The sequence below is a fragment of the Micromonospora sp. USAFONa4 genome (assembly GCF_057197825.1).
Genome location: NZ_CM170072.1, coordinates 486011 through 499276 on the forward strand (window position 1 = coordinate 486011; position 13266 = coordinate 499276).

9 protein-coding genes are annotated in these 13266 nt (G+C 74.3%); all 9 read right to left on the bottom strand.

Annotated features, from left to right (window positions below; genetic code table 11):
- Positions 1-305 precede the first annotated feature (305 nt).
- A complete protein-coding gene (locus AC0OO9_RS02085; protein WP_484515103.1) occupies positions 306-1667 on the bottom strand; it encodes a cytochrome P450 in 1362 nt (453 codons plus the stop codon).
- Positions 1664-2197, bottom strand: a complete 534-nt coding sequence (locus tag AC0OO9_RS02090; protein WP_484515104.1) for a flavin reductase family protein — start codon at positions 2195-2197, stop codon at positions 1664-1666. Before AC0OO9_RS02090 ends, AC0OO9_RS02085 begins: the two co-directional genes overlap by 4 nt.
- Before the next feature lie 20 nt (positions 2198-2217).
- The gene (locus AC0OO9_RS02095; RefSeq protein WP_132238187.1) at positions 2218-2658 is read right to left on the bottom strand and encodes an acyl-CoA thioesterase; all 441 of its coding nucleotides are present in this window, start codon (positions 2656-2658) and stop codon (positions 2218-2220) included.
- 3 nt (positions 2659-2661) lie between these two features.
- A complete protein-coding gene (locus AC0OO9_RS02100) occupies positions 2662-8484 on the bottom strand; it encodes a type I polyketide synthase (protein ID WP_484515106.1) in 5823 nt (1940 codons plus the stop codon).
- Positions 8485-8557: 73 nt separating this feature from the next.
- On the bottom strand, positions 8558-9520 hold the full coding sequence (locus tag AC0OO9_RS02105) for a DUF1702 family protein (RefSeq protein ID WP_132238192.1): 963 nt from the start codon (positions 9518-9520) through the stop codon (positions 8558-8560).
- A gap of 185 nt (positions 9521-9705) precedes the next feature.
- Entirely contained in the window at positions 9706-10701 is a 996-nt protein-coding gene (locus tag AC0OO9_RS02110; protein WP_484515108.1) for a DUF1702 family protein, read from the bottom strand.
- A 136-nt stretch (positions 10702-10837) separates the two neighbouring features.
- The gene (locus tag AC0OO9_RS02115) at positions 10838-11443 is read right to left on the bottom strand and encodes a copper resistance CopC family protein (protein ID WP_484515110.1); all 606 of its coding nucleotides are present in this window, start codon (positions 11441-11443) and stop codon (positions 10838-10840) included.
- The gene (locus tag AC0OO9_RS02120) at positions 11440-12018 is read right to left on the bottom strand and encodes a hypothetical protein (protein ID WP_225852009.1); all 579 of its coding nucleotides are present in this window, start codon (positions 12016-12018) and stop codon (positions 11440-11442) included. Before AC0OO9_RS02120 ends, AC0OO9_RS02115 begins: the two co-directional genes overlap by 4 nt.
- A gap of 113 nt (positions 12019-12131) precedes the next feature.
- Positions 12132-13205 (bottom strand): carboxymuconolactone decarboxylase family protein, encoded by a 1074-nt coding sequence (locus tag AC0OO9_RS02125; protein WP_484515112.1) that lies wholly within the window; start codon positions 13203-13205, stop codon positions 12132-12134.
- Positions 13206-13266 lie beyond the last annotated feature (61 nt).

The following is a 13266-nucleotide window of genomic DNA, read 5'->3' on the forward strand; positions in this document are numbered from 1 at the left end:
GGTCGGCCACGAGGTACCCCGGCCGCCGGCGCCCGCAACGGCGTCGGCGGCCGGGGTGCCACCATGTCCACCGCCCGGCCGGCCCCCGTGCACGCCGTCGCGACGGCGGCCGGGGGTGCCGCCATGTCCACCCCCGTGCAGGCCGCCGCGCCACGCCCCGTTCGCGCCGTCCCCGCGTCACGCCCCCGTTCGCTCCCCCGCGTCACGCCAGCGCGGAGCCGGCGGCCCGGGGCGGTGCGGACGCCCGGGCGGACACGCGGCGGTCCCGCGGACGCCGTGGCGCCCGCGGGACCGTTGCGCGGGGATCAGTCGACCCTGTGCACCGTCATCGGCAGCCCACCGCGCACCCGCAGCGACAGCATCGGCTCGGGCACCACCGGACGACCCGGCACCCCCGCCAGGCGCACGTCGCGCAGCAGCATGGCCAGGACGAGGGTGGCCTCCATCATGCCCAGGTTGTTGCCCACGCAGAACCGTGGGCCGGCGCCGAACGGGATGTACGCGTACCGGGGGCGCTCCGTGCTGCGCGACGGGTCGAAGCGGTCCGGGTCGAACCGGTCCGGCTCGTCCCAGAACCGGGGATGCCGATGCAGGGTGTACGGGGAGATGAGGATGTCCGCCCCCGCCGGCACGTGGTACCCGCCGATCTCGTCGTCCTGCTGGGCCTTGCGGGGCAGGAGCCAGACCGGCGGATAGAGCCGGATGGCCTCCTCCACCACCATCGCCGTGAACCGCAGTTGGTGCAGGTCCTCGTATCCGGGCAGCCGGTCGCCCAGGACCGTCACGGCCTCCTCGCGGACCCGCTGCCGGATCTCCGGATGCCGGTCGAGCAGGTGCAGGCTCCAGCCCAGCGTGCTGGCGGTCGTCTCGTGCCCGGCCAGCAGCAGCGTGACCAGCTCGTCGCGCAGCCGCTGCCGGGCCACCCGCGGGTCCTTCTCCAGCCGGGTCGAGATGATCAGGCGGGAGAGCACGTCGTCGCGACCGTCCACGTCCCGGCCCCGGCCGGCGACGAGTTCGTCGACGACCTGCTGGAGGTGGCGGCGGGCGCGCCGGAAGCGCAACTGCCGGGGCAGCGGGATCCATGGCGGCACTGCGCTGAGCGTCTCCAGCTCGAACATCGCCTGGTCCTGCACGGCCGCGAACGAACCGCCGACGCCGTGGAAGCCGCTCAGCTCGGCGTCGAGCAGGGTCCGCCCGAGCACCCCGAGGGTCAGCGTGGTCATCTCCTCCAGCACGTCCACCGGAGGGCCGCCGGCCCGCGCCACCAGCCGCTCGACCAGCAGCGCGGCCTCCTCGCCGATCACCCCCGCGTACTGGGCGAGCCGTCCCTTCTGGAACGCCGGCTGGATCACCTTGCGCTGCTTGCGCCACAGCTCACCCTCGCTGGTGAGCAGGCCGTCGCCGAGCGCCCGGCGGGCGTGCACCAGGCCGATGCCCTTCTGGTAGTTGGCGCTGTTGTCGGACAGGACGTGCTTGGCGTGGTCGGGGTGGTTGAAGAAGAAGAGCTGCTTGGGGCCGACCGGCAGCCGGGCGGCGTCGCCGTACCGCTCCGCGGCCAGGGTCATCATCCGCAGCCGGTCCCGGCCCATCAGGACCAGCATGTGCAGGCCTGCGGAGCGGGGCGGGCCCGGCGGCATGCGCCGGGCCGCTCCCTCGATCGTCGTCATGCCGCCTCACTCCGCTCGCACTCGATCTGGCGGAACCGTCCGGAGAGGAAGAGCAGGGCCTCCCCGTCCGACCGGCGCTCCAGGGAGAGCAGCCGGCCGAGGAAGATGGTGTGGTCACCGCCGTCGTAGGAACGCCACACCTCGCACTCGAAGTGGGCGAGGGCCCCGCTGATCAGCGGCGCCCCCGTCGTCGCGCCCGGCCGCCAGTCCACCTGGTCGAACTGCTCGCCGCCGAGCGGTCGCCGCCCGTCGGCGAAGTACCGGGCCACCTTCTCCTGGTCGTCGGTCAGCACCGAGACCGCGAACTCCCGGGTCTCGGAGAGACAGGCGTGCATCACCGCGTTCCGGTCGACGCACACCAGCACCAACGGCGGATCGAGCGACACCGAGGTGAACGAGTTGGCGGTCATCCCGTGCGGGGTGGCACCGCCGACGGTCACCACCGTGACGCCGGTCGCGAACGCGCCGTACGCCCGCCGCAGTGCCGTCACGTCGGGCGTCCCGACGGTGAGTGTTCGCTGTACGTCCACGACGTCTCCTCCTCGCGCCGTCAGGTGCGCCGCGCCGAGGTGTACGGCGCGAGCGCCGTCACCAGTGCCTCCGGCACCCTCGCCGGCGCGGTGCGGGTGTTCGGGCCGCGCATGCAGGCGATGCGCTGCCGGCCCCGGGCCACCAGCGTCTCGCCGCCGTCCCGGTCGAGCTTGACGTAGTCGAAGCTGAACTCCAGCTGGGTCTGCGCCAGCTCCACCAGGCGCATCCGGATGGACAGCTCGTCGAACGCGGTGATCTCGGCGAAGAACTCGCAGTCGACCCGGAGGGTGAACAGCTTCAGGTCGTCGCGTACGTCCGCCAGCACGTCCGGCGCCCGCTCCTTCAGGAACATCTCCCGGCAGCGCCCCTGCCAGCGCAGGTAGTTGACGTAGTACACGTTGCCGACGAGGTTGGTCTCCTCGAAGCCCACCGTGTGCAGGTACTCGAAGTACTTGTCCATCGCCTAGGCCCGTCCTTCCGTGAGGATCGCGAACGCCATCGGCTGGGGCAGGTCCCGCACGGTCGTGACGAGCGTGGCGATCCGCAGGTCGCCGGAGGCGAAGACCAGCCAGCCGGCCCGGTCCGAGGGCACCGCGGCCAGCGGCGCCCGGTGCGAGAGCCCCGCCTTGCGCAGGCACTCGATCGCCGCCCACACCCGCGTGGCCGCCGCGTCCAGGGACTCCCCGCCGTCGGCGGCGCAGAGCCGGGCGAGGTCGACGTGCGCGCCGAGCAGGCCCTGCCAGACCGACTCCTCCCGGGCGCGTACCGCCTCGACGTCGCAGGCCAGCGGCCCGGTCCCGACCACGCAGAGCGTCAGGTCCTCGGCGTGCGCGGCGGAGAGGGACCGCCCGTCGGCCAGCTCGGGGCGGCCGTCCGGCCGGTACGCGACCTCGACCGGCCCGCCCGCGGCCCGGCCGGCGGCCACCGCGGTCCGGGCCCGCCGCCGACGGGTCTCGTCCGGAGTGCCCTGCCCGGACGGCTCGCCGCGCCCGCCCTGCTCCGTCGGGGTCGGCTCCACCGCGACGGCGACGTCGCCGCCGACCAGGTCGCCGACCGCCCGCTCCAGGTACGAGCCGAGCAGCGGCGCCACCCACGGGCCACGGCCGTCCTTCTTGCGTACCGCCCGCAACCGCAGGCCCTCCCACCGCTCCACCACCGCACCGTCGGCGGAGCGCAGCGCGATGTCGTAGACGTAGGTGTCGCCGTCGCGGCTGCGCTCCTCGGCGCAGTAGCGGAGCTCCTCCGCCCCGGTCAGGCGGGTCCCCGCCGGGTGCAGCCGCTCGATCCCGGCCGGCAGCAGCGTCGCGTCGGGAACGCAGACCTGGTTGCCGTGCATGAGGGCGTCCCGCACGCCGGGGTCGCCGAGGAGCAGGGCGTCCGGCAGGTAGTCGGCGAACCAGCGCGTCTGCGGAGCCGTGACGACGTCGGCGTCGACGTGCCGGGCGGCCGACCGGTGGTAGCGGCGCAGCCGCTGGAACCGTCCACCCTGGAACAGGATGTCGCCGTACAGGTCGGTGGCGGGCTCCAGCGGCACCGCCGGCAGCCCGGCGGGCACCTGCTCGGGCGGGCCCGCCGGCGGTCGCGTGCCGGTGAAGTGCAGCCGCGCCCGGAAGTGCGCCGCGCTGAACTCCGTCTCCGCGCTGTAGATGACCGCGTCCACGACGTCGTCGTCGACCACGAGGGTGGCGATCCGGATGGTGGTGCTGCCCTCCGGCGGCACCACGATGGGCCGCAGGAACTCGGCCCGCTCGACCACCGGCGTGTCGGTCCGTCCGGTCACCGCGGCGGCGACCTGGGCCATCGCCTCCATGCCGAACACCGCCGGGAACAGCAGGTTGCCGTCCAGCCGGTGGTGGTCCAGGTAGAGGTCGGTGACGGGCTTGAGCTCGGCCTCGGCGACCAGCTCGACGCCGTGGTAGCGCACGAGCGGGCGGTCCACGAACCGCAGCAGCGGCAGCTCCGGACGATCCATCCGGACCGTGTCGATGCCCTCCGTACGCCCGCTGACCACCACCACCGACGGTGCCTGCGGGTCGGCGAGCAGGCGCCGGAGCATCTGCACGCCCTGGTCGGGGGTGACCGGGGTGATGCCGTCGCGGGTCAGCGCCTCGACCACGGACAGCCGCTCACCCATGCCGACGCCGGACCAGACCGACCACTCCAGGCAGAGGCTGCGGCAGTTGGGGTGGCGCCGGCCGAAGTCGACGGTCAGCTCGGCCAGCCAGTCGTTGGCCGTGGCGTAGTGGGCCTCGCCGCGCAGGCCCGCCCGGCCGATGATGCTGCCGAACGTCACCAGCAGGCGCAGCCGGTCGGCGTCGACCGCGTCGAGCACGGCGCGCAGGCCGTCGACCTTCGGCGCGAACGTGCGGCGGAACGCGTCCATGGTGAGGCCGGTCAACGCCGCCGGCTCGTTGCGGCCAGCGCCGTGCAGCACCGCCGTGACCGGTCCCAGCTCGGCGACGAGCCCGTTGACGGCCTGCCGCACCTGCTCCGGGTCGGAGACGTCGGCCCGGGCGTAGCGCACCCGTACGCCGGCGTCCGCCATCCGCTTGAGGTTCGCGGCCAGCTCGTCGTCCTGGGCGGGATCGGAGCGGCCCAGCACGGCGAGGCCGGCGCCGCTGTCGACGGCCATCGCCAGGGCGCACTCCGCGGTGATGCCCTTGCCGCCGCCGGTGACCAGCAGCAGGTCCTCGGCGCCCAGCGGCTGCCGCGTCTCGGCGGACCGCACCGGCAGCCCGCGCAGGGTCGGCACCCGGCGCCGCCCGGCGGCGTCGTAGCGGACCTCGGCGAACCCGTCGGTGGCGGCGACCTCCGCCGTCACCCGGGCCACGGCCTCCGGCACCGGCGGGGTGTGCACGATGGTGGTGCGCAGCTGCGGCGCCTCCAGCCGTAGCGTCTTCGCCAGCCCGGCCGCGCCCGGTCCCTGCTGGACGAGGACGAAGCGGGTGCCGGGGGCAGCGGCGGTCGCCGCCTGCGCGCCACGCAGGGCCAGTTCGAGATCGGCCTCCGCGCACGGCTCCGGCAGGCACACCAGCACGCCCGCGCCGAGGCCGGCGGTCTGCAGGGCCGCGCGCAGCGGCTCGGCGAGCGGATGGCCTGCGGGGGCGAACAGCTGCCAGGCTCCGTCGGCCTCGGCCCGGGCGGCGGCCGGGGCCGGCGCCTCGTCGAGGTCCACCGACCAGGCCCGGCACCAGTCGGCGACGCCGTGCACGATGCTCGGGCCGGCCGCGTCGGTGTCCCGACCGGTCCGGGCGAGCTGCTCCAGGGCCTCGGCGAGCTGCCCGACGGTGGCCGTCGCGAAGTTGGTGGGGGTCTGCGCGGCCGGCACGCCGAGCTGCTGCGCCGCCTGGTTGACCAGCTGGCCGACGGTGATCGAGCTGAGGTGCAGGTCGTCGAGGAGCTGGCTGCCGTCGTGCACCATCTCCAGCGGCAGCTCGGCCCGCTCGGCGGCCAGCCGGCGCAGCAGTTGCAGGCTCGACTCGCCGGCCGGCTGCTCCGACTCCGGCCGCTGCCCGTTCGCCGGCGACGGGACCGCCGCCCGGACGCCGGCGCCCTTGGGCAGGCTCACCACCGGGGCGGACTCGCAGGGGCTGGCGAAGAAGCGGAAGTTCTGGCCCACCTCGAGCGGCCGGACCAGCCGGTCGTGGAAGAGGGTGCCCTCCACGCCGCCGGCGCCGACGACGTACGCGGCCGCCGCGACCCGCAGCAGGCCCGCCAGCGACTCGTCGTCGGTGTTGAGCGCCACCGCCGGCAGGTCGGTGCTGGCCGCCGCGAGGCCGGAGAGCACCTGCCCCGGGCCCACCTCGACGAAGAGGTCGACCTCCTTGGCGGCGAGGGCCACGGCCTGGCTGAACAGCACCGGGTCGGTGATCTGGCGGTGCAGGAGGGCGGAGACGTCGGTGTCGTGGGCGAGCGGTTCGCCGGTGACGGTGGAGACGACCCGCCGGGTGACGGCTCCGAACCGCTCCCCCGCCAGCGCGTCGAGGAAGGCGTCGGCGGCCGGCTCGACCAGCGGGGAGTGGAACGCGTGCGACACGGACAGCCGCGTGGTCCGCAGGCCGGCGGAGCGGGCCCGCTCGCAGGCGTCCTCCACCGCGGCCTCCGAGCCGGCGATCACGGTCTGCTCCGGCCCGTTGTACGCGGCGATCACCACGGACAGGCCGGCGATCAGCCCGGCCACCCGCTCGGGCGGGGCACCGATGTTGGCCATCGTGCCGGAGGCGCTGTGCTCCCCCATCGTCCGGCCGCGCACGCCGGCGACCCGGAGCAGGGCCTCCTCGTCGAGCACGCCGGCCCAGTGCAGGGCGGCGATCTCGCCGAGGCTGTGCCCGACGGCGACCGTCGCGTCGAGGTTGAGCAGCGACAGCGCCCGCAGGCCGGCGAGCGAGCCGGTGACGATCCGCGGCTGGGCCACCGCGGTGGCGACCATGTCGCCGCTGCTCGGCAGCGCCGCCCGCTGGTACACCTCCTCCACGTCGGCGAAGCGGCGGCGCAGCGCGCCACCCGAGGTGCCCTTGCCGGACCCCTGCCCGGGGAAGAGGAAGCCGATGCGGCCCGGGCCGCTCACGTGGCCCAGGAAGCAGCGGCCGTCGGAGGAGAACAGGCGTACCTCGCCGGCGTCGAGGGCGTCGCAGATCCGGCGCAGCTGCCGCTCGCCGTCCTCCGGCGAGGAGACCACCACGCCCGCCCGGTACGGCAGGTCGCGCAACTCCCGGTGCAGGGTGGCGGCAAGGTCGCCCAGCTGGGCGTACGACACCGTGGGCACGAACTCGACGAGACGCTGCAACCGCTCGCGCAGCTCCTGCGGGCTGCCCCCGTCGACGAGCAGCAGCTCCACGTCCTGCATCGAGGCGGCGAGGTTGCGGAAGCGGCTGTCCAGCCGGGACGAGCGACGCGGCTGCCCGTTCTCCAGCACGATGTGGGTGTTGATGCCGCCGAAGCCCATCGCCGTGATGCCGGCGCGCACCGGCACGTCGCGCGGCCACGCCTCGGCCTTGCGCAGGGCCCGCAGCGCGGACTGCTCGGCGGTGAGGATCTCGTGCGGGTCGACGCAGCCGATGGTGGGCGGCAGCACCTCGTGGTGGACCGCCATCGCGGCCTTGATCAGGCCGGCGATGCCGGCCGCCGCCTTGGTGTGCCCGATCATGCCCTTGATCGAGCTGATCGCGGCCTGGGCGGCGTTCTCGTCGGCGGTGCGCCGGGCCAGGGACAGGGCCTGGAGCTCGGTGGCGTCGCCCACCTGCGTGCCGGTGCCGTGCCCCTCGAAGAGCCCGACGGTCTCGATGCCGAAGCCGGCCCGGTCGTACGCCCGGCGCAGGGCGAGCTGGTAGCCGGCGACCTCGGGCCGGGTGATGCCGCCCTTGCCGTCGGAGGAGATGCCCCAGCCGGCGATGGTGGCGTAGATGCGGTGCCCCGCCTGGCGGGCCTCGGCCTCGCGCATCAGGACCACCATGCCGCAGCCCTCGCCGGGCCAGAAGCCGTTCGAGCCGCGGTCGTAGACCCGCATCTCGCCGCGCGCCAGCGCGCCGGTCTTGGCGAAGCCGATGATCTCGAAGGGGTCGATGGAGAGGTCGACCCCGCCGGCGACCGCCACGTCGACCTCGCCGTCGGAGAGGGTCTTGCACGCGGTGGCGACGGAGAGCAGCGACGAGGAGCAGGCGCCGTCGACCGTGTAGCCGCCGCCCTTGAAGTCGAAGTGGTTGCAGATGCGCCCGGCGATGGTGTTCGACAGCCCACCGGCGAGGGTGTCCTCGTCGACCTCCGGGAACGGGCCCTTGAAGGTCGCCTCGAAGTCGTCGAGGAACGTGGTGAGCTGGTCGTCGTCCCAGTCCTGCTCCTTGAGCGCGGCGGCGACCATGCGGCGCACGTAGGGCCAGCGCAGCCGCAGCTGGTTGGCCCGGGAGAACTCGCCGGTCAGCGTGTTGCCGACGACCACGCCGGTGCGCTCGCGGGGCAGTCCCTCCGCCATCGGGAACCCGGCGTCGGCCAGCGCCATGGCCGCCATGTCGAGGGCGAGCCAGTGGGTGAGGTCGGTCGAGCGGTAGGTGCTGCCGGCGATCTTGTAGGCGATGCGGTCGAACTCGTAGCCCTCGATGACCGCCGCGTTGCGGGCGTAGAAGCGGTCGGGCGTGGCCGGGTCCGGATCCCAGTAGTCGTCCAGACTCATCCGCACGTCGGGCAGCCGACGGAAGGCCCGCCGCCCGGCGAGGGCGTTCTCCCACAGTTCACGGGGCGACGTGGCGTCCGGGTAGCGGCACGCCATCCCCACGACAGCGATCCTTGTCACGAGGTCTCTCCTTCGGTGCGTGCGGTGGTGGACCGCCGGGGCGCGGTACGGGCCGCGGGGTGGGGCGCCACGGTCAGCACCGCCCCTCGAACTCGGCGGCGATGGCCTGGCGCCACCGCTCGTAGGCGGGCGTGCCGCCGTCCTGCCCGCGGGGCAGGGTCACGTCGGTCACCTTCGACGCCTCGGCGGTGGACATGCCGCAGAACACCTGCGTGGCGACCTCGTTGTGCGGGACGACCAGGCCGGCGCGTACCCGGGCCCCGGCCGCGAAGGCGCTGCCCTGGGCGAGGTCCACCCGGTAGTCGCCGGCCCGGTCGCGGAACCGGTGCAGGTCCGCCTCGGTGGCACCCCCGGCGTACGTGGCCGCGAGGCCCGCCCCGGCGTACAGGTCGGCCCGCCGGTGCGCGGGGAACGCGGCGAAGATCTCCGTCACCCGGTCCACGTCGGTGCCGCCGACGAACCAGGTGGCCCGCCCGATGCCCTGGTCGATGACCCGGTCGGCGTACTCGCGCGGGCCCTCGGCCGGCCACGGGAACCGCGGGTGGCGGTACTGCCCGTACACGTACCGGTCGGTGTGGAAGTACGCCTGGTGGAAGCCGTAGCCGTCGAGCACCAGCCACCGCAGCAGCGGGTCCGGGGCGTGCAGCTGGCCCCAGCGCATCCGGGGCACCCGGGCCATCGCCCAGCCCACGCCGACGTACGCCATGTAGACGTGCGCGTCGCCCCGGCCGGCGAGCATGGCCTCCACGTGCCGGGGGCGGCCCGGCCGCAGCGCGTCGCGGACGGCGAAGCCCATCGCGGCGCCCTCGTACGCGAAACCACGAAAACGCGTCGGCACCGTTTCCAGCCGGCGTTCGGCCGCCTCGGCCGTCGGCGCCTCGGCGGCGTATCCGTAACCGGCGAGGAATGAGGCGCCGACGGTTTCGAGCAGCGCCTTCGATTCCTCGTTCTTCACGTGGAATCCGCGCACGTCCATTTTCGTCTCGGAGATATTTGGCGTCAGGATTCTGCGCCGCAGATCACGCAGGCTCTGCATGGCACGTTCCCCCAAAGGGTCGGTGTTTCCGTTTACCGGGGATGGACATCCAATTCGATGATGGCAAGCGCGGGAAGGATTGATTTCTTCAACCTTGCGCACTCGTCGCAACTATCCGGAACATTCACGTGCACCGTCGACACGCGACGGCACAGCGACCGTCCGGGGGACGACGCGGGCGGTTCTCAGCGGCCGTGGTTGACGCCGGCCGGCTCGAAGTGCGCGCGGACGTTGCGCCGCCACACCTCGTACGCGGGCACCGGTCCGGCCGGCTCCGCGCGGACCGCCACGTCGTCGGCGAGCGCCGCGGCGGCGGCCACGGACCGCCCGCCGAGCGAGTGCATCGCCGCCTCGCTGTGCGCCGGCACGTGCCCGGCGTGGCTGCGGGCCTTGGCCGCGAAGACCGCGCCCTGGGCCAGGTCCGGCGCGCACGGGCCGGCGTCGGCGCGCAGCGCGGCGAGCGCCTCGGCGTCGGCACCGCCGGCGAAGGTGGCGGCGAGCCCCACCCCGCTCCACAGGTCGCCGTGCCGGTCGGCGGCGAAGGCCCGCACGGCCCCGGCCACGTCGGCGGTGCGGGCGCCGTGGATGAACCACAGCGCCCGGCCGAGGCCCTGGTCCGTGGCCCGGAGGAAGTAGTCCCCGTGGCCCTGCCACGGGTACGCCGCCAGCCGCTCCTGCCGGGTCACCCAGCGGTCGAGGTCGAAGTAGGCGCGGTCGAACCCGTAGCCGTCCACGGCCAGCCAGGTCATCGTCGGGTGGTACGGGGAGCCGGTGAGGTCCGGCACGACGTGCCGCCAGAGGGGTCGCGGCAGGCGGGCCATGGCGAACCCGATGCCGATGTAGGCGAGGAAGAGGTGCGGCGCGCCGGGCCCCCGCAGCAGGTCCCGGGTGCGGGTGCCGCGCCGGGGCCCCATCACGTCGAGGATGGTGCAGGCCATCGTGGCGCCCTCGTAGGCGAAACCGAGCAGTTCCCGGTCGACGAGCGCGAGCCGGCGCTCCAGCTCCCACGGGTCGCGGGTGTCGATGCCCCACTCGAATCCGCAGACGACCGACTGCGGAACCGCCTCCAGCCGGCGGGTGACCTCCGTGGCGGGGCCGGGGAAACCCCGACGCGCGAAGGTCACCTCCGCGAGCGTCGGCGCCATCAACAGTCGACGCATGGAGCCCAGTACCGTCGGCATGGCAGATCCCCCTGTCGTTACGACGACGCCGGCCCCGGCCGGCGGGTGACTTCATCGTCACCTCGCGTCGGCCGGGGCCGCGTCTTCTGCTGTGCGCTCCATCCGCCGCCACGGGCAGGGCCGCCCGGCGGGCGGGTCACGGGCCGGTGACGGGCCCCCTTCCCCGCTGCGGACGGAGGAACATCAGCAGCAGGGCCACCGCGACGAGGCCCAGGTCGAGCAGGAGGAGCACGCCGTTGATGCCGTCGATCCGGGCGTGGTCGTGGCCGGCGTTCGCGGCCTCGTCCCCGATCGGCGCGGCGACGGGCCCGGCCGGAACGGCGCCGGGGGTCACCGTGAAGCCGGCCAGACCGGCGACCTGCCGGCCGTCGGGCAACAGGGCCCGGTAGGCCACGCGGTAGGTGCCCGGCCCGGCGTCGCGTACCCGCACGGCCAGGCGGCCGTCGCGGACGGCCGCCTTCCCGATCGAGACGACCGCCCCGGTCGGTCCGGTGACGGCCAGGTGCACGTTCTCGGCCGACTCGGCTCCGCCGAGCGTGAGTGTCACCTCGGCGGGCGCGACGCCGACGACCGACCCGTCGCCCGGGTTCAGCATGAACCTCCGGCTCTCGGCCGGAGTACCGAAGGCCAGCAGCGTCACGATCGACAGCACGATGCCGACCGCGACGGCGATGGCCGCCCGCTGCACCGCCCCGACGGACGTGGGCGGTGCCGGCGGACGGGCGCCGTCCACGGTGGTCATGACGGCTGGGCCGCGACCTCGGGCTGCCGGCAGCTGCACGACATCAGCTCCGCCTCCGCCGGGGAGGGCCGCAGGTGCAGGTACATCGCGATCACCATCGGCACGAAGACGACCGTGTTGTAGAACAGGTGCAGCTCGACGCGGGGGATCACGACCTGGAGCAGGCTGGTGGGCACGGGGCTGTCGAACAGGTGCCGGCCGGTCTGCGCCTGCAACAGCAGCAGCAGGTGCTCGATGTGGTGCCAGAACTGGATCGCCAGGGCGGCGGTCCACCAGCTCCGGCTGCGCCCGACGAAGCCGGGGCGCAGCATCCACAGCCCGACGAGCATCACGATGGCGTAGCCGTAGTGCAGCCACTCCGAGCTGACCAGCCACGGGAACGGCATGCCGAGCACCCCGCGGGCCTCGGGCCGCGACCAGCCCAGGCCCCAGATCTGGTACGCCTGCACCAGGTGCTCGGCCCAGTGCGCCAGCACGATCACGAGAAAGGCGTTCAGGGCCGCCCGGTGGTGCGCGCCGTTGAGTGTCGCCCAACGCCCGGACGCTCCGGGCAGGGTCGCCTGGTAGCTGGTCACGTTTCCTCCTTGGAAGGGTCACGGGCGCGAGAGACACCACGCCCCTCACCCAGCGTGTCGGCTCCGACACGCCGACACGTCTCCAATGTTGCGCAGTTCAAGTCGGGAATCCGTCAGACCGGCTCGGGCGAGCCGGCGGGGGCGTACCAGGTGCCGACCCGGCGGGCCGCCGCGAAGCTGGCCCAGGCCACCGCGTCGACCAGGGCCGCGTCGCCCGGCTGGTGGCGGCGGAACTCCGTGACCACCTCCTCGTCGACCTGGTAGGAGGCGAACACGGTCAGCAGGGCCAGCCGGCCGGCGGCCCGCTCCGCCTCGGGCAGCGGCGCGATCAGCCGCTCGCACCACTGTCGACTCAGGCCGGTCTCCTCCCCCCGCCAGGCGTCGAGGCGTTCCGCGACCAGCTCCCGGACCGCCGGCGGGACCGCCCGCTCGCCGGCCGCCTCGAATGCCGCGTAGGCGCGGGCCATCGCCCCGGCCACGTGCGGGCTGCCCGCCGCCCAGGCCGCCTCCGCCGGCAGCGGCGCCGGCGGCAGCAGCTCCACCGAGCGGCCCGGCTCCCGGGCGTCGCGCAGCGTCCCCTGCAACACCCAGCCGATGCCCCGCTTCAGGCGCCGGCGCGCCCGCGGCGACAGCCCCGGCGGGAGCAGGAAGTTGGAGAGGAACACGTTGACCACGCGGGCGATGTAGTGGAAGCCCACCACCACGCCGACCAGCTCCGGGCGGTCCCGCTCCGGAAACGGCAGGACCGGCCGCGAGGTCTGCGGCTGGTGTGCCGTACGGCCCCACTCCGCCGCCACGCGGATGCGCCGGTCGGCGATCTCGGTGAGCCGGTCGGCCACGATCGCCTCCGCGTCGTGCTCGGTGGAGAGCTCGTAGAGCCCGACGCTGTGCATGTCCACGCAGTACGGGCAGATGTTCGCCACGGACACCGCGGCGGCCACCGCCTCCTTGGTCGCCCGGTCCACGTTCTCCGTCGGCAGCAGCGGCTCCCGCATCACCATCCAGTACGCCGCCAGCACCTCCGGCGACGGGGAGTGCAGCTGCGCCGGCGGCACCACCAGTTGCATCTCCTGCGCGACCTGCCGGTAGACGGCGTCCACCAGGCCCTGTGCGGACCCCTGCGGCACCGGCGTGACGTAGTTGACCTGGCGCTGGACCACCGACGAGGCCACCCGACGAGCGATCATGATCTGCCTCCTGCTCTGCGCCGCCCCGCCGGACGGTCACGACGACGGCTCCCACGATTGC

What these genes read in the sequence shown, in the direction of transcription:
- AC0OO9_RS02085 (WP_484515103.1), bottom strand. Translation starts at nt 1,667, where the DNA reads ATGACGACGATCGAGGGAGCGGCCCGGCGCATGCCGCCGGGCCCGCCC.
- AC0OO9_RS02105 (WP_132238192.1), bottom strand. Translation starts at nt 9,520, where the DNA reads ATGCAGAGCCTGCGTGATCTGCGGCGCAGAATCCTGACGCCAAATATC.
- AC0OO9_RS02125 (WP_484515112.1), bottom strand. Translation starts at nt 13,205, where the DNA reads ATGATCGCTCGTCGGGTGGCCTCGTCGGTGGTCCAGCGCCAGGTCAAC.
- AC0OO9_RS02110 (WP_484515108.1), bottom strand. Translation starts at nt 10,701, where the DNA reads ATGCCGACGGTACTGGGCTCCATGCGTCGACTGTTGATGGCGCCGACG.
- AC0OO9_RS02095 (WP_132238187.1), bottom strand. Translation starts at nt 2,658, where the DNA reads ATGGACAAGTACTTCGAGTACCTGCACACGGTGGGCTTCGAGGAGACC.
- AC0OO9_RS02115 (WP_484515110.1), bottom strand. Translation starts at nt 11,443, where the DNA reads ATGACCACCGTGGACGGCGCCCGTCCGCCGGCACCGCCCACGTCCGTC.